Annotated in this window: 24 protein-coding genes; 14 read left to right on the forward strand and 10 right to left on the reverse strand. The window is 59.6% G+C overall.

Annotated elements, in window-relative coordinates; genetic code table 11:
- Window positions 1–87: 87 nt before the first annotated feature.
- From AADW18_RS10445 to AADW18_RS10460, 4 genes are all read left to right on the forward strand, one after another.
- A complete protein-coding gene (locus tag AADW18_RS10445) occupies window positions 88–762 on the forward strand; it encodes a hypothetical protein (protein ID WP_337343320.1) in 675 nt (224 codons plus the stop codon).
- A 70-nt stretch (window positions 763–832) separates the two neighbouring features.
- Window positions 833–1576, forward strand: a complete 744-nt coding sequence (locus tag AADW18_RS10450; RefSeq protein ID WP_337343321.1) for a hypothetical protein — start codon at window positions 833–835, stop codon at window positions 1574–1576.
- Between the two features lie 597 nt (window positions 1577–2173).
- On the forward strand, window positions 2174–3208 hold the full coding sequence (locus tag AADW18_RS10455) for a hypothetical protein (RefSeq protein ID WP_337343322.1): 1035 nt from the start codon (window positions 2174–2176) through the stop codon (window positions 3206–3208).
- A 201-nt stretch (window positions 3209–3409) separates the two neighbouring features.
- On the forward strand, window positions 3410–3613 hold the full coding sequence (locus tag AADW18_RS10460) for a hypothetical protein (RefSeq protein WP_337343323.1): 204 nt from the start codon (window positions 3410–3412) through the stop codon (window positions 3611–3613).
- A gap of 214 nt (window positions 3614–3827) precedes the next feature.
- Here AADW18_RS10460 and AADW18_RS10465 read toward each other — a convergent pair whose 3' ends face one another.
- The 8 genes from AADW18_RS10465 to AADW18_RS10500 all read right to left on the reverse strand — a co-directional run bounded on the left by AADW18_RS10465 (window position 3828) and on the right by AADW18_RS10500 (window position 10286).
- Window positions 3828–4058, reverse strand: coding sequence for a hypothetical protein (locus AADW18_RS10465; protein ID WP_337343324.1), 231 nt, complete (start codon window positions 4056–4058; stop codon window positions 3828–3830).
- Between the two features lie 60 nt (window positions 4059–4118).
- The gene (locus AADW18_RS10470; RefSeq protein WP_337343325.1) at window positions 4119–4901 is read right to left on the reverse strand and encodes an alpha/beta fold hydrolase; all 783 of its coding nucleotides are present in this window, start codon (window positions 4899–4901) and stop codon (window positions 4119–4121) included.
- 84 nt (window positions 4902–4985) lie between these two features.
- Entirely contained in the window at window positions 4986–5396 is a 411-nt protein-coding gene (locus AADW18_RS10475; RefSeq protein ID WP_337343326.1) for an ester cyclase, read from the reverse strand.
- Window positions 5397–5452: 56 nt separating this feature from the next.
- Window positions 5453–6304 (reverse strand): isochorismatase family protein, encoded by an 852-nt coding sequence (locus tag AADW18_RS10480; RefSeq protein WP_337343327.1) that lies wholly within the window; start codon window positions 6302–6304, stop codon window positions 5453–5455.
- 691 nt (window positions 6305–6995) lie between these two features.
- Entirely contained in the window at window positions 6996–7781 is a 786-nt protein-coding gene (locus AADW18_RS10485; RefSeq protein WP_337343328.1) for a hypothetical protein, read from the reverse strand.
- A 146-nt stretch (window positions 7782–7927) separates the two neighbouring features.
- The gene (locus AADW18_RS10490) at window positions 7928–8494 is read right to left on the reverse strand and encodes a hypothetical protein (RefSeq protein ID WP_337343329.1); all 567 of its coding nucleotides are present in this window, start codon (window positions 8492–8494) and stop codon (window positions 7928–7930) included.
- Between the two features lie 181 nt (window positions 8495–8675).
- Complete coding sequence (locus tag AADW18_RS10495; protein WP_337343330.1) at window positions 8676–9104, reverse strand: Dabb family protein; 429 nt, start codon at window positions 9102–9104, stop codon at window positions 8676–8678.
- Between the two features lie 321 nt (window positions 9105–9425).
- Window positions 9426–10286: a hypothetical protein gene (locus AADW18_RS10500; RefSeq protein WP_337343331.1), complete on the reverse strand. Its 861-nt coding sequence runs from the start codon at window positions 10284–10286 to the stop codon at window positions 9426–9428.
- Window positions 10287–10790: 504 nt separating this feature from the next.
- Between AADW18_RS10500 and AADW18_RS10505 the strand changes: the two genes are divergently transcribed.
- From AADW18_RS10505 to AADW18_RS10520, 4 genes are all read left to right on the forward strand, one after another.
- On the forward strand, window positions 10791–11087 hold the full coding sequence (locus AADW18_RS10505; protein WP_337343332.1) for a hypothetical protein: 297 nt from the start codon (window positions 10791–10793) through the stop codon (window positions 11085–11087).
- 66 nt (window positions 11088–11153) lie between these two features.
- Window positions 11154–11615 carry a DUF4262 domain-containing protein gene (locus tag AADW18_RS10510; RefSeq protein WP_337343333.1) on the forward strand — a complete coding sequence of 154 codons (462 nt, stop codon included), beginning with the start codon at window positions 11154–11156 and terminating at the stop codon, window positions 11613–11615.
- Between the two features lie 60 nt (window positions 11616–11675).
- The gene (locus tag AADW18_RS10515) at window positions 11676–12068 is read left to right on the forward strand and encodes a hypothetical protein (RefSeq protein ID WP_337343334.1); all 393 of its coding nucleotides are present in this window, start codon (window positions 11676–11678) and stop codon (window positions 12066–12068) included.
- Window positions 12069–12267: 199 nt separating this feature from the next.
- Entirely contained in the window at window positions 12268–12681 is a 414-nt protein-coding gene (locus AADW18_RS10520; RefSeq protein ID WP_337343335.1) for a GFA family protein, read from the forward strand.
- Window positions 12682–12769: 88 nt separating this feature from the next.
- Here AADW18_RS10520 and AADW18_RS10525 read toward each other — a convergent pair whose 3' ends face one another.
- A complete protein-coding gene (locus tag AADW18_RS10525; protein WP_337343336.1) occupies window positions 12770–13186 on the reverse strand; it encodes a hypothetical protein in 417 nt (138 codons plus the stop codon).
- 316 nt (window positions 13187–13502) lie between these two features.
- Here AADW18_RS10525 and AADW18_RS10530 point away from each other — a divergent pair, with 316 nt between their 5' ends.
- A complete protein-coding gene (locus tag AADW18_RS10530; protein ID WP_337343337.1) occupies window positions 13503–15332 on the forward strand; it encodes a DUF1800 domain-containing protein in 1830 nt (609 codons plus the stop codon).
- Window positions 15333–15348: 16 nt separating this feature from the next.
- The gene (locus AADW18_RS10535) at window positions 15349–16743 is read left to right on the forward strand and encodes a DUF1501 domain-containing protein (RefSeq protein ID WP_337343338.1); all 1395 of its coding nucleotides are present in this window, start codon (window positions 15349–15351) and stop codon (window positions 16741–16743) included.
- Window positions 16744–16850: 107 nt separating this feature from the next.
- Here the strand turns inward: AADW18_RS10535 and AADW18_RS10540 are convergent, their stop codons facing one another.
- Window positions 16851–19097, reverse strand: coding sequence for an LpqB family beta-propeller domain-containing protein (locus AADW18_RS10540; RefSeq protein WP_337343339.1), 2247 nt, complete (start codon window positions 19095–19097; stop codon window positions 16851–16853).
- 171 nt (window positions 19098–19268) lie between these two features.
- Here AADW18_RS10540 and AADW18_RS10545 point away from each other — a divergent pair, with 171 nt between their 5' ends.
- The 4 genes from AADW18_RS10545 (at window position 19269) to AADW18_RS10560 (ending at window position 24238) form a co-directional block, all read left to right on the forward strand.
- Complete coding sequence (locus AADW18_RS10545) at window positions 19269–20750, forward strand: PQQ-dependent sugar dehydrogenase (protein ID WP_337343340.1); 1482 nt, start codon at window positions 19269–19271, stop codon at window positions 20748–20750.
- Between the two features lie 56 nt (window positions 20751–20806).
- Window positions 20807–21292 (forward strand): heme-binding protein, encoded by a 486-nt coding sequence (locus AADW18_RS10550; RefSeq protein WP_337343341.1) that lies wholly within the window; start codon window positions 20807–20809, stop codon window positions 21290–21292.
- Window positions 21293–21976: 684 nt separating this feature from the next.
- Window positions 21977–23059, forward strand: a complete 1083-nt coding sequence (locus AADW18_RS10555; protein WP_337343342.1) for a hypothetical protein — start codon at window positions 21977–21979, stop codon at window positions 23057–23059.
- A 219-nt stretch (window positions 23060–23278) separates the two neighbouring features.
- Window positions 23279–24238 carry a DUF6708 domain-containing protein gene (locus AADW18_RS10560; protein ID WP_337343343.1) on the forward strand — a complete coding sequence of 320 codons (960 nt, stop codon included), beginning with the start codon at window positions 23279–23281 and terminating at the stop codon, window positions 24236–24238.
- The last annotated feature ends 28 nt before the right edge of the window (window positions 24239–24266 follow it).

A 24266-nucleotide genomic window follows, 5' to 3' on the forward strand; every position in this document is an offset into this window, starting at 1 on the left:
GCGTGCGACATGGCGCGCTGTGGATTAGCCGGGTAATCGAATGCTAGCTCTGGCGACCGGTAGCTTGGCGCCAAATAAAGGACTCCCATGGACTGGAGATACAACACCATCTGGTTCGAGCAACTACCTGAAGGACAAATGGCATCCGTCAACTTTGGCGAACGGCTCACTGGCCGCTCCGACATATCCAAATCTCGCTATCTGATCGCCCGTAGTTTTAAATCCAAGACCCGGGATTTCCAAGATTTCCCTGGAATCGAGTCGCTGCTCTACCTACACCTGACGTTGACTAATGCCACTTCATTCAGCGGAATCAGCAAGCTTTCCAGTCTCAAGCGGCTTGAGCTAACTCATTGCCTTAAACTGGAGAGTGATGAAGGCTTGGATGGGCTGGCAGATTCTCTTGAATGGCTTCATATCAACCAGTCCAAGAAATTTTCTCATGCAAGCAACATGCTCAAGCTGGCTAACCTGAGAGTACTTTGCCTAAATAATTGCGCACCGCTTCAAAACCTGTCCTTTCTAAGCGCCTTCCCAAAGCTGGTTGACTTCAGGTTTGTTGGTACGAACGTCGTGGATGGAGATCTAACGCCACTTCTTCAGCATCCAACATTGTGCTCCGTTAGATTTCTGGATAAGCGCCACTTCAACCTCAAAAGCTCGAACGTCGAGCAACTGATGGACCAGAGACGTGCCGCTGCGACCATCCTTGCTCATAAAGGGCCCTATGAGACATATAGGTATGCCGCACTTGGTGCCTGAAAATTCTTTCACCCCAACCCGCTTTGCGGAGCTACTTAGTTCCGGCGTTAGGCGCCAATCGGAGAGGTTAATGCGAGCCATAGTAATTTTTGCGCTGGTAGCGTCACTGTCGTTCGCGGCCAATGCACAGACATCTTCTAAATCAGAAATCTACGCCCTGGATGCCTTGAGTGACCACACTGCCCGAGTGGGTGCCAGCAGCGTTTTTGTGTATCAAACAAAGGGAGGAAATCTAGGGAAATTCTTGCTTGGGGGCGCCTTTCTCAATAGCCGCGCCATGACCCAGCGTTCCGAATCTATCGCCAACACTATCGACGACGAGGTTGTGGTGCAAGACTTCGGGTCGATTGGCCAAGTAATTAGCGAAAAGGATCACGACAACCTGATCAAGGCACACGCGGTGCTGCTCAGTGTAGATTCGGATGGAGTTACCCGCGCCACTCTAGTCGTTCACACGCAGAACGCCGAGAGTGAAGCGAACTACTTTTACCACTTCAAACCGACCCTGCCAAATTCCGAGCTCCAATCCGAAAGCCGATCTGCATTCTTCAAGGCAATCCAAGACGAGACGCCAGCGGCTATCGATAGCCTTGTAGTAGCGTTGGGACACCCGCTCAGTTCAGGCCAGCCCACTAAGGCGAAATCTGATTTCATGCGGATCTATGGAAAGATAACAATCCCCTTCAAGGGAGAGCGCTATGCGGACGTAGGTGACCTTAGTGTAGCTAAAATTGATGGAAAGCCAGGGGCGATCCGATTCGGCTTGATCGATGGTGTTCACTTGTTTCATGCCTCGCAAGTTGAGTACAACTAAGCACTGGGTGCTTCGCGGATCGGCTTAACTCAGGCGTAGGCGGCGCAGGGAGTATCGCGGTGGACATCGTCTCGGCACTATCAACCTATGGTTACGTCGAGCTGTTCAATGTACAAAGCATTGAGGAGGCGCTCAGCGCCACCTCGGTTCTTGGAGACGTAATCCCTCTGAATGACCAGGCTATTCAGACCTTGCTTGCTACTGACAGGGAGGCAGCTGCTTCACACTCGTTTAGTAGACGCTACGGGCGCGCCGCCTTTCCGCTGCACACCGATACGGTTTTTTGGAAAACGCCGGGACGGTTTATTGTGTTCTTCATGGCAGGTGCTTCTCGAACGGCGACCCTGGTCCTACCTCTGCAGGACACGCGAAAACTCATTAACCTCGCGAGACGCAGCAATCCAATATTCCTAAGGCAAACCGTCAATGGTCCAATCTACTCGCGTCCGTGGACACAAGAGTCCGGAGATTGTGCGTTATATGATCCGTGTTATATGCAACCCGCGAATAGGGCGGCTAAAGACTTCGAAGCTGCAATGGTAGAGCTGTCGGCGCGCGCGCATAGCGTGGCCTGGACAGGGGGAAAGGTGTTAATCATTGACAATTGGCGCACATTTCACGGCAGAGAAGATTGCAGCAACGACAGGCGCGTTCTTTATAGATTCTACAGGGGGAGAGCAAATGAGCTGGGAGCGTGAGGCATTATGGGCAAAATCTGTTTTGTTCATGCAGCGTGCCGCGGCGCAGGACAAGGAAAGTCCGGAGTTTGGGCTCTGGGCGTCACTTGGACTTGAACTCTTGGCAAGGGCTGTTGTAGCGCAAGCTAGCCCGGCTCTGCTGGCTGATCCGGATAAAGAGCAAAGGAACTTGCTGCACGCGCTTGGGATTAGCTCAAGTAACGCGCCAAAGTCGATTCCCACTATTCAAGTGCTTTCTCACTGTAAGACACTAGTACCCGCCTTCACCGAGGACGAGTTCAAAGCTGCATCGTCGCTGCTCAATCGCAGGAATGAAGAATTGCATACAGGGTCAGCCGCTTTTGCAACGTTCCCGCTTCAGTCTTGGATTGGCGGATTCTTTCGCTGCTGCAAAATACTGGCTGAACATCAAGGCGAGTCACTAACCTCTCTTTTTGGGCACGCTGAGGCCACGGTCGCTGAAGAGATTCTCGGACAAGCCGAGGCTGGCGTTATCAGCCAAGTTAAATCGTCCATCGCGGCATACGCCCGCGTGTTCGAAGCAAAGGACTCAGAAGAGCGAAAGAAGCTTGCTGAAGACGCTCAGGTTGAAAGCGACAAACTTTCCCACCGAGGACATCACCGTGTCGCGTGTCCATCATGCAAATGCACGGCTACCGTGCAAGGCACAACGTATGGGGGCGAGAGGCTGGAGCACAAAGACGGAATGATCATTGTTCGAGAGAGCGTGATCCCCACCAAATTTAGTTGCACGGCATGCGGCCTGAGGTTAGTCGGGTATCAAGAACTAGTGGCGGCCGGCGTCGGTGATCACTTCACAAATCGATCCGAGTACTCTCCGCCCGACTACTACGAGCTCGTTGATCCAAACGATCACGAGACAATGGATAAGTACGCAGAACATCACGGCTATTACCAGTTTAGCAATGATTGAAAGAAGGCCCTATGCACAATTCATTCAGGCCGATGCCGCTTTCCGGTATGCTTAATTCTAGTGTTGGCGGATATCGGCGGGGAGCGGGCCATCCGTCTTAAGTGGCTTGAGATGCCGGGAGCCAAGCCGCTGAGTCGCAGCGCGCTAAGCAGCCAGTTCTGCCGAGGACCAAACCTCGCCTTGAGATGGCATTATTAGGCCATGGATAGCAAAGACGACTGGAGCTGGCCGAGCCGTCCCTCGACGGCCTCTGAGTTTGACGGGATGATGAGCCACCTAGATCAGCACGAGCTAAATCTCAAGCCGGATTTCGCCGGCTGGCTGCTCAAGTTCGACCGTGTGCAAACTCAGGTGAACACATTATCCTTTGCACCAAGCGGGCACAAAGAGTTAAAAAGCTCCTAGCTTTCTTCGGGCACCAGCATTCGGCCGTTGGTACGAGAACCATAGAGCATTTCGCCAAAGGTAATCGGTGATTGGCGCCGACAGTTGGAGCTGAGACGTTTATGTCTGCCTACCCACGTCAAAAACTGTCCCTGTGAGAGCACTTTCCATTCGATGAGTCGCCGACTATCGGTCGGATGCGCTTCCATAAAAACAGGGGCCAGAGTCGCTTTTCTCATATGGCGAAGAGAAAAATGCGCTCTGCCCCTGTTTCTGCTACCCCTGTTTCTAGCCCTGTTTTTTCAGCTACCCACATCGCGAGCTCTAGCCTATAGTAGGCATCGATACTGGCCACTTGTTGGTGGAAAAAGCAGGCGTGTGGGTAGATGGCGACGCAGTTTGGGTTGTACCGCGCGCCGACTTTTGACCCCGTAAGGTAGATGCTCGAACCGGATTCGCCGCTCATGCTGATCTCAATGGGTGGCGTCCAGTGACTGGATCTTCGGCGTGATTCGCGATCAGGTGGTTACTTGCTGTGCCGGGCGGCGTTGCGTGCCGCGCGGTCAATCACGTCCGCAACGACCTCGACCTGGGTCATGAACACCGCGTGGCTTCCGGACACCTTGGTGATATCCGCACCGATGCGATTGGCCATGTTCAGCAGCATGGCCTGATCGAAGGCCTTGTCTTCGGTGGCGATGACGGCCCAGCTCGGTTTGGTGCGCCAGGCGGCTTGGGTGAGCTTGGTGCCGAAGACCGACATGGCGATTGGCACCTGCGAGTCGCGCATAAACGCAGCTTCGGCCTCACTGACGTCATGGGCGAACCCCGAACGGAAGTGGTCGGGGCTGACGAAGCCAAAACCGTCGCTGTGCGTGTCGATGACGAACTCGGGTGTCGCGGCGAAACCTTCGTACTGCTGGCCCGTGGTTTCGCCGGCGTCCGGTGACAGGGCCGCGATGTACACCAGCCCCGTCACCTTCGGATGTACACCGGCCTCGGTGATTACCGTCCCGCCCCATGAGTGGCCAACGAGAATGGTGGCGCCCGACTGGCGGTCGAGGGCGCGTCGCGTGGCGGCCACGTCATCCGCGAGTGAGGTCAGCGGGATCTGCACGATCGTGACGCGATAGCCGCGCCGCGTGAGGTCGTTGTAGACCCCGCGCCAGCCCGAGCCGTCGACGAACGCGCCGTGGACCAGGACGACGTTCTTGGCCGGCGCGTCGGCGGACGGCGCGGGCGTGTCGCTAGCCACGGCATTCGTCGTAGCGGCGAGCATGCCGGCGAGCAGTAGGGACAGGGCGTTCATGGTGACGTCTCCTTGAGAAGGAATTGGTGTGGACTCGTGCTTGGGCTAACGCGCGTAATCGACGCTTCGGGGAGGATTCGTGTTTCAACCGGTCAATTGCCGCAGCAGCGTGGCGAAGTCCGCCACTTCCCAATGCTCGGCCATGCGGTCGTTCTCGATCCGATAGAGCTGGAACGCCATCGCATCGATGCGACGCCCGGTCGCCTGAAGCCCCAACGCGGGAAACTCGCCGCGATGGGTGCCGGTGACGCTGTTAAACACGGCCACGCGATCGCCTTCGGCCACCATGTCGTGGATGGGAAGCTGCAGATCCGGGAACGCCGTTCGCAACGTGGTGAAGTACGTACGCAGGACGCTTCGGCCGCGGGTTTGCCCCGGTAAGTGGTCGTCGTAATCTTCGGCCACGATTTCGTCGAAGGCCGACAGGTCGCCGCTCTCGATCGCCGAGAAGAAGCGGCGAACGAGGGCCTTGTTGGCGTCAGTCTGCGAAGACATGGGGTTCTCCTTTGTGGTGGGTTGACCCGATGCTTGGGGTGAAGACCGCGATACGATCAGCCTTGAGAGCCCCGCTTTTTCAGCTCGCCCAGGTACCAAATGATGATCGGGCGGGCGCGCTCGGCCTGCGCGGACTTCCAATCGCGGAACAACTCCGCGCTCAAGGCGAGCGCGGTATTCGGAATCGCGCCGGCGTGGGCGAGGCGGTCGAGTGCGGTGGCATGGGCAACCTGCGATTGCCCACCGACGGCGTCCGCCACGATCATGAGCTCATAGCCTTCCTTGATCGCGTCGACCACCGGGAACGCCAAGCAGATCTCCGTGTAGAGCGCACCGAAGATGAGGCGTTTCTTGCCGGTCGCCACGACTGCCGCATGGAAGGGCTCATCCTCCCAAGCGTTCATCGAACTGCGATCGATGATGTGAGCGCCCGGGAGTTCTTCTGCGATCGAGGCGCGAGTCGGGCCGTTGACCCCCATCTCCACGCCGACGGTGGACAGGATCACGGGAATGTCGAACGCCTTGGCGATGCGGATGAGAAACCGTGTGTTGAGATCAATCAGTTCCGCCGGCGTCTCCGAGCGAATCTGCTGGAACATCTCGACTTGGTAATCGATCAGCACCAAGGCAACTTCGTCATGGTTCCAGACGCCGCCCTGAGGCGAGCGGGGCTGCGACCGATAGTTGCCGTTGCCGGTCCCGCTGGTGGCGCCGGACGACTGCGCGAATACGCTGCCGACCATGGCGGCGCCCGCCATCCCCGCCGCGGCCGCCAGGACCGTTCGACGCGACATCGTCAGCGACAGCGCTTCGGCGCCAGTGGGCGATGCGTCTTGCGCCGCGTTGATGCCTACATGCTTCGAAGGCATGGACGGGCCGACGGTGTTCAAGGGAAGCTGGGTCGACATGGCGGCCTCGGTGGTTGGGGTTCGTTGAGGCTGCTTGCGCCGTTCCGCGTCGGCCAGCCCCGATCAGGTCAGTCCTTGCCCCCTCGATCTGGGGGATAGGATGTTCTGGGGTCAGGGCACATTGATGAGGTGGCTTTGTGCGCCGTAGCCAGGAATCGCATGAGAGCGACAGCGCGGCGACTTGGAGCAATCCTGTTTGCTGTCATGGCGGCATTGCCCGGGGCCACCTCGGCCGAAGAGTCCCGCCGCCTGGCGCACTACTCGCACCAGCGCTGGATAAGGCAGCGAGGTCCCCACCGGCGTGATCGCCTTGGCGCTGGGCAACGATGGCTTCTTGTGGATCGCTAGCGCGGAAGGAATGTACCGGTTCGACGGAATCCGATTCGACTTGATTGAACCCGAGTATCGAGATCCACAACACGCCGAACCCAGCGCGCTGCCGGTAACGAAAAGTGGCGAGGTTTGGACCAGCCCTACAGAGCATCGCATCGGTCTGGGGTCTTCCGACGCGGAGAGTAGCAGGTGCTGGGTGTGTCGGCGGCGCCCACGTGCGTTAACAATCTATGCGTTTGAAATGCGTCCATCTCCTTGAACGTCGAGCAAGGCGATGCGCAAACAGGGTCAGAGTCGCTTTTCTCATACGATGACGGGAAGTGCACTCTGACCCTGTCATGCAACAGAACTTACCCGCCTATCTGCCAATAGTCTTTGCCGCTCGCATAATCTCAGGTTTTCGGCCTTCCTCCGGCCAGCCCTCCACGACATCGACCACCTTATTGTCCATTAAGAAATAAAACGTAGGTGTTGACCATGACTCGAACTGCGGCCAAGCCTTCCTGGAGTAGGCGATAACCATCTGTCGCTCAGGGTGATTCTTGTTCCAATCATTCAGGACATCCAAGTGCAGCGAGCGGTCTACCGGCGTCATCCATACCGCACCCTCCAGCGCTTTGGACAGCTCGATGTCAGACTCGATGGCAGCAACGGCACGTCGTGAGAAGTGGCATAAAGGGTGGGAGATTACGACGATATGAGCGCCACTCTGTACTCCGACCGACACAGGGTTCAGGAGGCCTGCTTCTTTGATCTCAAGTGCTGTGACAGCGCCATCAGGGCTGTCTTCTAGTTGAGGAGACGGTTCTACAACCCACTGTCCATAAGCACGCGCCAGTCCTCGGGCATTATCGAATTGCCGCGCCGCCATCGTCGCACCGTGCATGTCCGCGAAGGTCCGCCGCACGACCAACCCTCGGTTGCCTAACTCGTCAAAAGCGGTTCGCATTACACCGAGATGCTCATCACTCTGCGTGTAAAAAGTGGCGACGTTCGCTGCACGAAACACAAGCTCAAGATCCGCATCATTAAGGCTGGTGAGTTCCGCGACAATGGTCGCTGGGAACTGTTTAGCGAAGGCTTCCGTCATCACCTCGGCTCTGCCTTTACTCGAGGTTCCGCGGCTGCTCTCTTCTGCGCTCATTAATGAATCGAACCGCGCTTGAATAGCCGGGTCAGCGCGTGCACGCGCTGACCCGGCCACAAGCATCGCAAAGAGCAGTAGGATTAGGGTCAAGGAGGATGCCGTGAGTCTCGAAGACATAGATTCTGCTCCTTGCACCAGATATATCAGCAGTTACGCATGCAGATCGTGTTGATGTTGGTAGCACACGTTGCCTTCTTCGCGCACTCGTAGCCTTCATAATCGCACGGCTGGGATGGGCATAAGACGTCAGAAGGATCGGTAAGAGGTTTCATGATCTGCTCGTCGATCGGACTTTCTACGCGTGCGTTTCGCATCATTGCGACCGTATGCTGTGCACCAAACAGGCTTAGCACCTGATAGATCTGGGAAGCTGTTAGCTCCGCCTGCAAGTCTTCATACTTGAAGCTTGTGATTCCCTTCTCATTGAATCTTAGACTCGCGATGAAGCGCTTGCGGGCAGGTGTAGAAAGCCATGAGAGTGGCGAATTCATACCTGCAGACATCATATGTTGTTGCAATTCCGCGGAGGATTTGATCGGAGCCAGCTCAAGGGCGATGTCTTGGTCCAGCATGGCTTGTTGTCGAACTATCTTGCCAACATCGGCGTTCGGCGTTGATTGGTCTTCGGCCAGAAGTGTTCCGACGAAGATCATTGATATCACGAGAGTTAAGGCCAGCAGCTTCATCGAGTTCATCTCGTCGTTCTCCATGTCGACTTTCAGTGATGTGCTAAGGCCATTCCATTAGCACATCGGAACATTAATAGCGCATCGTTAACCGGTTGTTCGCGGCTAGTTACGTAAATGAACTTACCCGGATGAGCCGGCTGATGACGGCCGCTGTGGCGGCGCTGGTAGAGAACAACGGGATCTCCTGACTGCTCTAAATGACTTACGGCGCGACGGCTTTGACGTCATACACGACCACGCGCTGCCATAGGTGCTCGCAGTCGGCGACGAATTGCTTGTGGATGGGATGGACCTGATAAGCCTTCTCCCCGGCCACATCGTCGAAGAACAGAAGTTCCGAGACGCTGTAGCTGCCGTCTACGACGCCGCGCTGCTCGGTATCCGCCGGCACGCCGATGTGGATGCCTCGCACGGTGTCGATGCCTGCCAACGTTTGCAATCCGGCGAGCAGTTTGGCGAGATCCTCTTTGGAATCCGGATTCTTCAGCCAGAAGAACACGTGGTGCACGACTGGCGGGAACGATGCCTTGCTGGCGGGCTTGGAAGCGGCAGCGCGGGAGCCGGTGGCGGCCACGCCGGCAGCCAGGGCGGTGGCGGCGACGATGACATCTCGGCGCGAGCGATCGGTCATGATCCAGGTCCTTCAGTTAATTGCCTGCGGGCCTGCGAGTATAGGGCGGTATCGTCGGTCAATAGATGGCGGAGTTATTGATCTGGCGATTGCCTGGATCGTGCCTCCGCCCTTTTGTGGTTCGCTGCGCTACTCAAGAGTTGGGGACGTCCGCAGGCTACCGGCGACTTCGCCTGGATCGTTCTTCATACAGAGGCGACATGGGGTGGACACGAAACGTGCCCACCCTAAGCCTGCAACGTGTGGGTCCATCCACCAGGAAATGCGCGGCCAGAATGGCCGTCCCGTCTGGAGGCGTGGCGAAGACGAAAGCGGCACCGCTTATGGGGTTGATGTTTGCTTGGCCATGGCGGGAGACCTGTCAACCGCAATATACAGAGAGTCCTCGGCCAGCCAGCCTTGGGGCGTACTGCGGCTACAGGTGGCATAGTCCTTCCATCCAAGGCTATAGATATCGTCCATATAGACCACGGTAACCGCGCGCGGATCGTTGGCGATCTGGACCTCCTGAGGCCGAGTGGTCTGTTTACCCCACAGGACCAGGTCGCGCAGATTTCCCGCCTCGCGTTCGATCGAGAAGTAACCCAGATCCGACAGCCTCTGCCGTATGACGGGGCTGACTGCATCCAGTGTCGTCCCCGCATGATCGTTTGCCTGCTTCTCCTGTGCCAACGAACGCCTGGTTAGATCGGCGTAAGACGGCAGATCGAAGCCAGGGTATCCCGGTCCACCGCCGGTGAGCGAAAGCGTCCGCAACGTTTGATATTCGCCATGGGACAAATTTCGCAGCGCGCGCCGGTCTGCGTCACTCGTATCGAGCCGAGCCAAGCGCACCAGTCGAGAGACCAACTGCTTGCGGGCCTTTGGTTCGGTCTTAGGATTCCGCAGGGCGGAATGCCAATACGTCTGATAGGCGGATAACACGCCTCTAACGAACGGATCGCCGGGGACAGGCGAAAGCGCTTCTGGCTTGCTTGAGCCAAACCGGGAAATCATGCACTGCCGGAATGATCGGTCCTCGATCTGCAACTGGTCCGGCGCAAGCCGTGCCAGCAGGCGCGATGCGTCCCCCGCGTCACCACGTACCGCCGTCTGGGCGGCGAGCTCGATACCGGGATGTGCCATGCCGATGTCGGGGGACACGGCAGCCAGGGCGAAGATTAATACGCTGATACGAATCATGAGATGTACCTCCATAAGCAGGGCCAGGGTTCCCCTAAGGAAAGACCCATCCGCCGCTTGCCGGAATGGAGGGAACCTACGGTTTTGCTATGGATTAGCTATAGATACTGCGTGGTGCCTGCCGGAGCGCGCCGGGCCGAGTGATTGGCGGATACGCGAACAGGGCGTTTTTGGCTACGGCCCTAGGTCCGCTCGACCCGAAGCGGACGTCGGCGGAGAGCGCTACCCGAAGTCTTTGACCGGCACGGGTGGGGCCGCTGGGCCCGCCTATACGTCTGCTTGTTAGCCGGACCGCACCGCCCTAAGATCGAGCCGCATCAAGGGGGCAGCGCACCGCACGGGGCGCTGTGCATAAGTCGCACAACCGGACGTTCAGGATCCGGCTATTAGTTAGTGCCTATGACGAGACTCATCGCAACTTTGATCCTGCTTATTTCAGTTTCTGGCGCGTCTTGCGCGCAACAGACTCCGCCCATTGACGTTTCTGGTCTTTCGGAGTCGTCCATGAACTTCGACCAAGAGGGGGTTGGTCCGTTCCTCGCAGAACTGTCCCGCTCTTTCACCTCTGGCTTAGACGCCTCCCAAGCAGACATCCTTGCTCAGTCAATTGACTCGTTGCCTGTGGGGCAGACTGGCAACTGGGAGTACAAGGTCGTTGCAAATGGCAAGACTGAGCGCCTGGTGATCGTTGCGTTCCAGGACGACGTGGACGCTCCTGATCTTGCGTTCTATTCATCGCCAGAGCTGGCTGCTCGCATCCAGGATCAATTAGAGTCGTTCGCGCAGGCTCAAGGGTGGTAGGGCCTGACAATTCATTCAAGCCAAGCCCGCTTCGCGGGTCGGCTTAACTCAGGCGTTAAGGCCCACATGAAACCTGCTGAGCAGCGGATACTCGACGACATTGAGCAGTTCGGCTGTCATGTCACCTCTGTGTTCGATCCGAATCAGGTGGATCCGTCGTTCTCTTATTCCATCGGCCTCACCAAGACACTTGGCGTTCCGGAGGTCATTGTTATCGGGGTACGCTCCGAATTGGGTCACTCCCTCGTTAACCTCTACATGGAGCGTGCGCGCGGCGGGGAGTCTTTCCTGCCCAGCACTCCTTACCTAGGCTTCCTTAGCGCCTTTCCAGTGTACTTCCGTCCGGTGCTAGAGGATTACCGTAAGACTTACATGCTTTCCGCAACGCGGCTTTATGGTGGTACCGACTTTCAAGCACTCCAGATCATTTACCCGACTACTAGCGGGATCTGGCCATGGGATAAAGCTGCTTCTGAGTGGTTTCGCAACAATCAACCGTTGCTCGGCGAGTCCGCAGGTGGGCCCTAACAGTTCATTCAAGCCGAACCCGCTTCGCAAGTTGGCTTCTCCGGCGTTAGGGTCGCACCAATGATCACCGCAGTCGTTATCCTGATTTGCTACTCAATCGCCATTATCGTGGCCGGGCACGGTGCGGTTCCCATGGCGGTTCTGCTGGTGATGGGCGGTGCTGATGCTTGGTGGGTTGCGGGCAAGATACTCGGCTGGGCAGGTGTGGTTGGTCTAGTTGCCGCTACCTTTCTGTTTCTGTCCGACGCATCACGACGGCTTGTGTATCAGTTTCTCGCTACCTTCGTCTTGTATCTATCATGGTCAGTGGTCGCGATCCTTGGCAACAACGAGAGTGGCTCATTGTGGAGCAGCTTTGTTCTGTCTGCGCCTTTGCACATTGCGTTCCTTGTCGTTGCCCTCCGGCTTGTGGCCCAGCGCAGGCGGGCGCATTTTTCGCGAGCGGAGCCATGAAAGCTGGAGAACTTGCATCATTCGGACATAATGTTGCCGGTAACGATCGGGTAGGGCCTGCAGAAGTGTCGCCTCACGTTCATTGGGCGGGTTGAAGCCCGCGCGGCATGAAGGTGTTTGCGTGGAAGGTGGTTGGAGGGTTCCTCGAAGAAGAGGCCCCAATTTGGTTCCGACATGAAATCCTAGCGAGGGGTTGGTAATGGAAGAATTCACCGCGAGCTGCCGGTGCGGCAGTGTCAAGTTGCAGATCGGCGGCGCTCCTGTTGCTCAGTTCTACTGCCATTGCGATGACTGCCAAGCTGCCACTGGCAGCGCTTATGTCCCCGTGGCGCTCTTCCCGGCGGACTCGGTCGTTGCGACCGGGGACACATTCACGTGGACGTACAAAACCCTGCCTCGTACTCGCTGTTCGACCTGCGGGACACTTCTCTTTGGTGAGCCACCTGGCTTGGCAATACGTGGGGTCAGCGGCTCATTGCTTCCTGCTGGCATGTTCGAACCTGCATTTCATAATCAGTGTCAATTCGCGGTCATGGCGGTCAAGGATGATCTGCCCCACTTCAAAGGCCTTCCAGCGATCTTTGGCGGTACCGATGAAACAGTTGGCTGGTAGCAACTGGCGTTAAACGCCAGAAAACATGGCCTACGGCATGTTCAACGGAGAGCTAAGATGCCGTCCCCGACGAGGACGGCTCTGACAATTACGAGCCGATATACCCATAGTTCAAAGCCAATCCTTCAGCGCCCTCTGTCACCACGGCATGCAGGATAAATTCTGATTCTCGGCCGTCCATCCACAATGAGCACTCCACTCCCCAAGAGCTGGCGTCGTCCATTCTGAAGAACTCGATGGAAGGCCTGCTTCTCCCGCCTTGCTCAAATGCCCGCTCGTAGGGAGCCAGCCCGAGCTTCGGACCGGGATGTCGTGGGACAACATTGATGACTTCATGTATCTCGTCCAGAACCTGGGGAGATAAGCTGAATTTTCTGGTTAGATATTCAACGTTGCCAGCATTGATTGCATCGAGGAATTCCTCGACCAGTTTGTATATTTCGGTTCTTAGCGTTTCTCGCACTGGTTTTCCTTTTAACTTAGGCGGAGCCTTGCGAATCCGCATGTCATGCTCACCGTAGAGCGGAGCTTGTTACATTCCCTTGGGGGACTCCGCTGCTCTTGAGCAGTAACCCCAGACAGGAAGGCAGCGGAGCAAGCTCCGCTCTACAAGAATAGGGTCAGCCTAAGCTGGCGCAGTCCGTGGCGTGCGAGGTAATGGGGCACTGGCGGCCAACGTGCAAGACTTGCCATCATTGCGAAACTGAGACGCCAAGCACAGTGCGGCGCGTGTACCGCAATGATGATGGCGCGCGCCTTGATGGCCTCGCGCACGGACGCCGTGTCGACCCAGGAAAGGGCAAGGGATGAAAGGGGACATCATGAGAATCTGGTACCTGTCGCTGTTCGCGTCGCCGCTATGGCGCGTGTTCTTTGTGCTGATGGTGTTCGCGTCCTTGCTGCGTCAGGACGTGCGAGTGCCTGCATCCAAAGCCGCATCGCCGGCGCGTACCGCGCTATCGGGATCGGCTCTGACAAGGCAGGCCTCTTCGGCGGCGGTGTCGGCTGCACAGGCTCGAGTGACGGGCGGCAACTTGGCGGCGCGTCGAATCAGCCAGCAGGACAGCGCGCGCTTTCTGGCCCAGGCCACTTTCGGCCCCACGCTTGAGGATATCGAGCGGGTCAGGCAACTCGGCTACGCCGGTTGGATCGAAGAGCAGGTAGCTCACCCCATGTCATCGCAGTTGCGCTTCTTGCGCGCCGCCGGTTCGACGAGCGACCCTGAGTGGCGACTGGACGCCTGGTTTACGCATGCGCTGGGCGGGCGTGATCCGTTCGATCCCAACATGATCCATCGCGACCAGCTTCGCCAACGCGTCGCTTTTGCGTTGAGCGAGATCTTCGTCGTTTCCGATGCGACGTCCGACAGCCTGGGGGGCGCCCCCCAGGGCATGACGGACTACTACGACACGCTGACACGTGGTGCCTTCGGCAATTTCCGCGATCTGCTCGAGAACGTCACCCTGCATCCGGTGATGGGCGTCTACCTGTCCATGCTGGGGAACGAGAAACCGGACGCCGCCAACAATATTCGTCCCGACGAGAACTACGCGCGCGAGGTCCTTCAGCTTTTCAGTGTGGGCACCGTCATGCTCGGGCCGGATGGCGTGCCGCTTGATGGCAATCGCGATGGGAGGCCGGACCCCAGCTACGGCCAGGACACCGTCAAGGGATTCGCGCACGTCTTCACCGGCTGGTCGTTCTCCGATTGCCCGTGGGGATTCCGCGGCTGCTACGCCTACGACAAGACGAATCCGGCGTGGGTCCGCCCGATGATGAGCTATCCGCAATACCACGCGTCCGCGCAAACCAAGCAGCTCCTGGTGTATTCCGGCAGTACGCTGCCAGGCGGCGTATTGGCGGCGGGCGGCACACCTGAGAGCAACTTGGACGCCGCGCTCGACAACATCTTTCATCACCCCAACGTCGGCCCGTTCATCGGTAAACAGCTCATCCAGCGACTGGTCACCAGCAATCCGAGTCCCGCCTACGTGCAGCGCGTGGCGCAAGTATTCAATAACAACGGAAGCGGTGTGCGCGGCGATATGAAGGCCGTGGTGCGCGCGATCCTGCTGGACGACGAGGCGCGGCAGGCGGTTCCGCCCGCCAACTTCGGCAAGGTGCGCGAACCGTTGCTGCGGCTGACGCATCTGTTGCGTGCCACGGACGCCAGCGCTGGCAACGGTCACATGGAGGAGTTCTGGACCCTCTCGTCGGACCTCGGCCAGATGCCGATGTCGGCGCCTTCGGTGTTCAACTTCTTCAGTCCCCGCTACATGCCGCCAGGACTGCTGGCCAATGCCGGCCTGGTGGCGCCGGAGTTGCAGCTGGCGACCGACTACTTGCTGCCCAGCCACGAGGCGTACTTCTTCCGGCGCGCCGTCGATCACACCGTCGAAGGCCCGCCGCACGCCACCGGCACGTTCGCGGTCAACGTGGGTCGCGACCTGCCACTGGCAGCCGACGCGCCCGCCTTGGTCGCGCGCTACAACCTGCTGTTTTTGTCCGGTCGCATGTCGCCGAAGATGCAGAACACGCTGGTAGCTCATCTACAGGCCATCCCGGGTTCCACCGTCGATGGACGACGGGAGCGCGTGCGCAATGCGCTGTACCTGATCGTCAACTCCCCCGAATACGTCGTGCAGAAGTGAGGACGCCGCAATGATCATGAAACGCCGACAATTTCTGCGCAAAGGCATTTACGCGGCGCTCGGCGGCGCCGGCATCTGCACCGCGCTGGGCAACCTGCGCCTGGTCGAAGCGGCGACACGCGCCTACGGCGCCACCGCCTTCACCGACTACAAGGCACTGGTCTGCGTGTTCTTGAACGGCGGCAACGACGCCATGAACACAGTGATCCCCTACGACGACGCGGCGTACCAGCAGTACCGGCAGGCGCGCGCCACGCTGGCGGTATCGCACGCGGACCTGTTACCGCTGACCGCGCAGGCCGGTGGCGGCGCTTCCGATGGCGTGCGTTATGCGATCCAGGCCAGCACCGACGCGACGGATACGGTGGGCGCCAGCGGTCTGCAGCAGCTGTTCAACACGGGGCGGGCGGCCATCGTGGGCAACGTGGGTACGTTGATCCGGCCCACGACCAAGACCGACTATCTCGCCAATCGCGTGGAGGTACCGCCGCAGCTGTTCTCCCACAACGACCAGCAGGCTTACTGGCAGGTGTCCAGTACCCGCGGCGGCGATACCGGCTGGGCCGGGCGCATCGCCGACGTGCTGCATGCCGCCAATCCGGACGCGTTTGTTCCGATGGGCACTTCGTTGAACTACGAAAGTATTCTGTTGCGCTCCCAGGGCGGCCACCAGTATGTGATCGGCAACGAAGGCGCGCGCCAGTTCAGCTATCTGGAATGGGACCCCGATGTCCGCAACGCCTATCTGGCATTGCATGCCGACGACCTGCAGGCATCGCTCTTCGAGCGCAGCTTCGCGGCGTCGTTCCGGCGCACGCGCATGACGGCTTCCAGCGTCGACATCGCGCTGACGGAGACGTCACCGCTCGTCACGCCATTTCCGAATGAGAACCTGGCGACCCAGCTCAAGATGGTCGCGCGACTGATCAAGGTGCGCGCCGCGCTTGGAATGAAACGGCAGATCTTCTTCGTTTCGCTGGGCGGATTCGATCACCATGATGGCCTGCTCACCCAGCATCCGCAGCTGCTGTCGCAACTTTCCCAGGCATTGAAAGCCTTTCACGACGCCACGGTGGAACTGGGCGTGGCCGAGCAGGTCACCACGTTCACCGCATCCGACTTCGGCCGCACGTTGTCGTCCAACGGCGATGGTTCGGATCATGGCTGGGGTGGCCATCACTTCGTCATCGGCGGCGCCGTCCGCGGTGGCCGCTTCTACGGCCGCATGCCGGAACTGCGCAACGGCGGACCCGACGACGTCGAGGCCGGCCGCATGATCCCCACCACCTCGGTCGACCAATACGCAGCGACGCTTGCGCGTTGGTTCGGTGTCAGCGGATCCGAACTGGATGTGGTGTTCCCCAACCTCGGAAACTTCGCCACCCGTGACCTGGGCTTCATGGCGGTATAGCCATGTCGTCCATGCAGCCCAATCAACCAACGTAGGGCGGGTCTCGACCGCCTTCCAGTGGTCCCATCACAGCAATCGCAGCTGTCTCCTGTTCACCCACGCACCACTTATCGCGGAGCCGCCAACCTCAAATCGCTTTCCAGCATCGTCACTTCGGAAAAGATGAGCTGGGTTCCGTCGGGAGACAGGTCGAATCCCCATCCTTCGAAAGATGGCGACAGTTCGGTGACGTCGGTGATGGACGAGTTTGCTTGATCGAGTAGCGACAGGGTGGGTGTGCCTTCGGCGGGGCGGCGAACGAAGTAGATGCCGTTGGGGGAAGGTGCCCAGTTGGCGCCGTCTTGCGGGTCGAGTTCGGCGATGAGTAGTTGTTCCGGTGCGCTGGTGATTGCTTTGCGCCAGTCCTCTCGCGGTCGCTGCCATAGTCCTGGCGTGCCAGGCTTGCTGTAGACAAGCCGCTGGCCGTCGGCGGATTCGCGCGCATTGATGGCCGGGCCGGTGATGACTGCAATCGGTGCGCCGCCGGTGGTCGGCTGCGCATAGATTCGCCATTCGCCGCTGCGGTTGGATTCGAAGTAGATCCATGCACCGTCACGCGACCAGGTGGGGTTGCGATTGTCGCCTTGTCCGTCGGAGATTCGCTGCGGGGTGCCGCCTTCCGGAGACACGGTGAAGATCTCGGTCTTGCCTTCGGGGCTGCCGTCGAACGCGATCAGTGCACCGTTGGGTGACCACGCGGGATTGTCGATGAAGGCGCCGCCGAAGTCGGCGATCTGCACGGCGCCGCGCCCGTCGCGCTGACTGACCCAGACGCCATGCGGCCCGCTGCGATTGGAAGCGAAGGCGATCCGTTCGCCGTCGGGTGCCCAGGCCGGATTGGAGTCCCAGCGGGTCGACTGCATGTATTGGCCGGCGTCGGCTTGCGTTCGCCGAGCGACATCGATCTGCCGCAGTTGCGAGCGGTGCATCCATTGCTCGAAGGCGATGGCATCCACGCCCGCCGCCGTTGCAGGCTGATGCACGTTCTCGTTGCCCAGGGAAATCTGCCGCAAGTCGCCACCGTCCGGTTCGACCGACCAGAGGCCGTACATGCCGGAACGGGTTGAAGTGAAAAGAAGCCGTTCGCCGTCGGGCGACCACGCGAGTCCATTTATCTTGCGGTTGTCGGAGGTCAGGCGGGTTGGCTCGCCACCGTCCAGGTCTGCGTGGTAGACATCCTTGGTGACCTCGTTGATGGCGCGAATAAACGCGACCGACTGGCCGTCGCGCGAAAAACGCGGGTCGATATCGCCAAGCGAACCTGGCTCCGGATTCGACACGCTCCGCTTTTCTCCGTTGCTCAACGTGGCCAGGATAATCCGGTAAGGCGAAGCGGCATTTTCCCGGCTGGCGTAAGCGATCCGCGTACCGTCGGGCGACAAGCTCATGCCGCGGATGTCGTTGGCTGCTTCGTCACCGAACACGCGAGTCACGCCACCACCCAATGCGGAGACGCGCATGATCGCGATCCCGGTGTCGTCCGGCCGCGAGAACAACACACTGCGTCCATCCGCGGACCAGACCGGGAAGCGCTCTTCGGCGGGACTGTTGGTCAGATTGAGCACGTCCTCGCTGCCGATCGTTTTCACGTAGACGTCGAAGGCGTCGCTGCCGCCGTCCCAGATGAAGGCGACGCGGCTTCCGTCCGGCGAGATCGCGGGTTCGAATTCGCGGCCGACGAAGCTCGTCAGCGGAAGCACGTTGTAGTTTTCGGCGATGCCGGAGCTGTCTCCCAGCATCTTCGGGCCCAGCAGGAAAACGGCGGCTGCCGCGGCAATGACACAGGCCGCGGCCAATCCATACAACACAGGCTTGCTTCGGAAGACGCTCGGCGTTTCCGGTGCGGGCGTGATTGCGGCGGGCTGCGCGGCAGATTGCGGTGCAGTCGCGACAGCTTCGTCGGGAGCCGCTTCGTCAGGTGCGGGCCGAGCCACCGCCGCAGCGACCTTGGCCGGCGCGATCGGAGCGATCAGGCGATAGCCGCCTTTGCGGATCGTTTCGATATAGCGGGGCGTCTGCGGATCGTCGTCGAAGATCTTTCGGAGCTCGGACACCGCGCGGTTGAGCAAGTAGTCGTCGGCGATGGTGCCAGCCCACACGGTATCGAGGAACGTTTCCCGGGTGATCACCGCGCCGGGCCGTTCCGCCATGAGGACCAGCACCTGCATGACCTTCGGCTCGACCTGCGCGATGCGCCCCTGGATCGAGATCCGGTTGAGCGAGGGTTGGATCAGCGCTTCGCCCGCGGTGAAGTTCGCAGGCCCTCTGCGGGCCGTCCGATCTCCGAGTGCTTCATCGATCTTTCCGATTGCCATGTGTTCGTCCACTCCACACCACCGTCCGAACCTGCGCTCTCCCGGCAGCGCCGGTCGCGTCGGCAGCCAATCTATAGCAAAACCATAGCTTCCCTCCATTCAAGCAGCGGGCCATTCGTCGTTTTCTTGCATCGTCCGATCCGAGTGATCGATTTCAGGAGGATGTGGTCCATGCCCGGTTTCCTTGTTAGAACGGTCGCCCATGCGGCAGCGATGCTGGTCGTGATGGCCGCCGCGGCACCAGCCGCCGCCCAGACGGCGGCATCGACGCTTTACCAGAGGAACTGCGCGTCCTGCCACGGTGCTGAACGGCAAGGCACCGGGCTGGGCCCGCCGCTCTCGACCCAGACGTACCGCTATGGCGGCGCTCGCGCCGATCTGGCCCGCGTCATCCACAACGGCATCGTGTCGCGCGGCATGCCGGCCTTCGGCGGAATACTCTCGCGGGAGGAAATCGACGCGCTCACCAAGTTCCTCCCGGCCCGTGACGCCGAACCCAAGCCGGAAGAAGCGCCGGCCGCGGAGGCCAAACCGCGCCAGTTCGACGCGGTTCCCGGCGTGGTCGATACGCTCGACTACGCGGTCCGCGTGGAACGGTTTGCCGAAGGACTGGAAACGGTGTGGGCGATTGCTTTCATCGATGCGCAGACAGCATTGGTCAGCGAACGCCCCGGTCGGCTCAGGATCATCCGCAATGGCGTGCTGCAGGCGCAGCCGGTGACCGGCACGCCGCCGGTCTATGTCAGCACCCATCAATGGAACCAGGGCGGCCTGCTGGATATCGCGCTGGACCCGGACTATGGGCAGAACGGCTGGATCTATCTTTCCTATAGCCACCGGCTGGACCAGACCGGGCCCGAGGGCAAACCGCTCGCCATGACCCGGATCGTGCGTGGGCGACTCCGCGGCAATGCCTGGGTCGACCAGCAGGTCGTGTTCGAAGCCGACCGCGCCGCGTATGGCGAGGCGTTCTGGCACTACGGGGGCCGGATGGTGTTCGACGGCGAAGGGCGGCTGCACTTCTCCGTGGGCGATCGCAGCGGGAAGGAACTGGCGCGTGAGCCAGGGCACCCCGCGGGCAAGATTCATCGCGTGATGACGGACGGTTCGGTGCCGCAGGACAACCCGTTTCGCGGTCGCGAGAACGCGCTGGATTCCCTCTACAGCGTGGGTCACCGCAATCCGCAGGGCGTGACCATCGAACCGGTGACCGGCCGCATTTGGGCCACCGAGCACGGGCCGCGCGGTGGCGACGAACTGAACATCATCGAGCCCGGCGCCGACTATGGTTGGCCGGTCGTTTCCCACGGCATCAACTACGACGGCACGGTGCTGACGCCGGACACGCGGGCGCAGGGCATCAAGCAGCCGGTGCATTATTGGCGGCCCTCCATTGGCGTGTCGGGGCTGACGTTCTATCGCGGAGACGAATTTCCACTCTGGGAAGGCAAGTTGCTGGTCACCGGCCTGTCGCCGCGCGATCTTCGCCTGCTCACCCTCGACGGCGACCGTGTCCAGCACGAGGAGATCATCTTCAAGGCGGAGGGCCGCCCATACGAACCGGTGGTCGGGCCCGACGGCGCCATCTACCTGGTGACCGCCGAACCCGGCCAGATACTCCGACTGACGGCGCAGGAAGAGCGCCGCCAGTAAGCGGACCAGCTTGAGGCATTCTTTGCATGTCGTTCCCACAACAACAGGAGAGCAGGATGAAATCGAACGTTTTCGCAGGACTTGTCGCGATGGCCGCATTGTTCATGAGCACGGGATTGCAGGCGCAGACGATGCGGCCGTTCCTCGACTTCAAGACCGCCGATGCCATCCGCGACCATTGCCTGGCCAGTGCCGACAAAGCAGGCGAGGCTGTCGCCGTCGCGGTGTACGACGACGGCGGCGACCTGATGAGCTACTCCAACCATGGGGCTTCGCAGGCCGCGGCCGAGGTGGCGCAGTGGAAGGGACGTTCGGCGGCCGTCTATCGCAGAGCCTCAAGCGAAACGGCCACGTGGAATGCGCCAACAGCGCCGATGATCGCCACCATGGGAGGCGGCGTGCCGATCTTTGCCCGTGACGGCACCGCAATCGGCGGCGTTGGTGTTTCCGGCGCGTCGTCGGAGTTCGATGCCGCATGTGGAACCCAGGCTACAGAGGCGGCGAGCTTGTTGGTATCGCGTCCGAAACGGGAGTCGAAGTAGATATTCTGCTTACTCCGGCAATTGGGTTTTTCATGTCTTTCGTTCTCTTCTACCGCCGGGAGAAGGTGGCGCGCAGCGACGGATGAGGGAATGGCAATGACTCGCCAGCGACCGTTGCTACAAGCGGACACCTCATCCGTCGCAACGCGCCACCCCCGCCTTCGTGAGGGCAAGCTCTCGCTACCGCCCCGGCCCTGCGCAGCGCGCAGGGCATTCAGGCATGCACGAGCCAGTGGCTCGTAAGCCGCACGCCTTCATCCCAATGGCAGAAGGGAAGAGCTCGCCCAAAATCTCGCAACAAGCCAACAAGAACACACAAGTGCGAGCCAACATCTCTTCAGGGTATGCCCTCGAGTCCACCGCCTGCTTATTGCATGTCCGGATAGGCAATCCGCTCGCCGTTCCGGCACGGCTCCTGTCGCTTTGGACGGATCGTCTGAGTCGCTCGTAGCTCAATCAGACACCGATGGATCCGTCGCTTCTTTAATCGAGCGACTTTCACATCGGCACATCGCAATCCGCTGGCGGTGCGCACGGTCCTGAAAGCGAACGTCCAAATCGCAAGGAACTTGGTGCATCGGAGCGGGTAAGATGCGCCTGCCTTCGGCAGAACGCATCGTTCGCGGGGATCACTCGCAACAGATTGACGCGCACGCCGAACGGCAACCCGCTTGAGGACCCTTCATGTTCGTTCGAGAAAACAGCTACCGGCTGGCCTGGCGCCGCGCGCCTGGAAAAGGCCGTGCCCACATCAATCTGGAAGGGCAAAAACAATGGCCGGCCTCGCGCTCCAGTGCGCGCAACGTCGAGTTGCCAAGTCGGGCTGCCTACGCACAGAACGATGCGTACCTGGAGCTGTGCAATCCAGGCTGGGATCTGCAATGGCGTGCGGGGATGGGGAATCTCTTTGTCATCCTGCCGGCTCTCGTGCTGATCTGGATGTGGTACGGATTGGCAGTTCATCCATTGCTGTTCGAACAGATTATTTTCTTTTTCGCAATCAGTGATCGCGTCTCCTCGACCGATCTATGGCTAGGCTGGTTCCTGCTGTTTCCATTGGCATTGGTCAGCGCCTTCATGATCTTCGCGTGGTTCCACTACATGGGCATGCGCACCTGTTTCTTTACGTATGCTCGTGGACGCATCCGCTTCAACCGTCTCACCCGCAAAGTCTATGTCTTGCGCCCGGGCAACTGCGGCGGCAACGTGGTGCTGGAGTGGGAGCGCTTGGTGGCCTTGTTCGAACCCGAAGGCGCAAGTGCAGGCGCCAAACAGATCATCAAGGCGTTGGCGCTTTACCATCCTCCGTTCGATGTAGCTGACCCGCAGGCGAAAGGCGAAGACTGCATCTTCGTCGGTCCAACCTTGCCAGGCCCGCAAGAGGCGACGTCTTTGTGGGAGTACATCCGACAGTACATGGCGCACGGCCCGCGCGAAGCAGGCATTCCCGAGCGCATCAACCAAGAGCACACCACCTATTGCGGCAAGCCCGATGCGCGTCAGTACGCGCTGGAACAGAAACCCGGCTTCATGGAAACAAGCTTCCACATGCTCAGCCAATTCACCTGCTCATGGCCTTCATTCCCAAAGGAATGGAAAAGCGATTCGGGCATGGGCGAACCGGAAGAAAGGCCGGTACAAACAGGCGCTGTGATGACAGCACTCGCCTACCGAGCGCAAGGCAAACTGAGCCAGGCCGACGAGATCGAGTTCCTGCAGTACTGGGGAACAGCCGAGGCGGCGCAAGAAGCAATGCCGCGCAAGTGATGAACACCGAAATGGAGTTCTGTCGCCAACTGCGGAATGCCGATTCGGGCAACGTGCAGAAGATGCCTCAGACGTTCGTCCACCAGGCTGAGCACCAGCCGTCCAACCGATCAGAGCCTGATGTTTGCATTTGAAAATTTCTACCGAATTGTCCGTCAGCGCTCATTGTCCGAGAGCCGCCGGTGTGCGCAGGCGGATGGAACCAGCAGACTGTGGCGTGTGGATGAAAGCGCCGATGCCGCCCCCGAGCCCGCCGCCCGGTCTGTGTATGCGCAGAACGACCGATACCTGGAACTGTGCAACCCCGGGTGGCCGGAACAGTGGATGGCAGTTCCCATGTTGCTCTTCGTAGGAGCTGCGGTTTTCCTGGCTGTTTGGTTGTTCTATGGGATTGCGGTGCACCCATTGCTCACGGGCAACATGATTTTTCTATGGCTTGGCTCATTCGAGGCACGTGCGATCTACGTTTGGTTTGGCTGGATATTCCTGCTTCCATGCGCGGCAGTGCTGTGTGCCTACTGGCATCTCTCGGTATTCCCAGGGGCTATCAGGCCGTCATTCTTCACGTACGCTCGCGGGCGAATCCGATTCAATCGCGTCACGCGCAAGGTCTACGTATTACGCCCGAAGTTCGCCGGTGGCAACGTCGTACTCGATTGGGATCGAATGTGTGCGGTTTTGGATTGGACGATCTACGACATCATCTTCAGGCGCCATGAAAATAGTCGTTTGCAGCGATACGCACTGGTGCTCTATTGCAAGCCAATCGATGGCAACGATCCCCGTGGCGTTGGCGAAGATTGCCTGTTCGTGGGTCCGAGCTTGTCCGATCCAAGTGAGGCCGCTCCGTTGTGGGAGTATATCCGCCGCTACATGGCGCACGGTCTGGGCGAAGCAGGCATTCCCGAGCGCATCAACCAAGAGCACACCACCTATTGCGGCAAGCCCGATGCGCGTCAGTACGCGCTGGAACAGAAACCCGGCTTCATGGAAGCAAGCTTCCACATGCTCAGCCAGTTCACCTGCTCATGGCCCACGTTCCCGAAGGAATGGAAAAGCGATTCAGGTGTTGGAGAGCCCGAAGACAAACCAGTACAAACAGGCGCCGTGATGACAGCACTCGCCTACCGAGCGCAAGGCAAACTGAGCCAGGCCGACGAGGTTGAGGAAAGCCGTTGAAGCCAGCGTAGCCCGGGTAAGCGCAGCG

The sequence above is a fragment of the Pseudoxanthomonas sp. CCNWLY206-1 genome (genome assembly GCF_039710385.1).
Lineage (GTDB): Bacteria > Pseudomonadota > Gammaproteobacteria > Xanthomonadales > Xanthomonadaceae > Pseudoxanthomonas_A.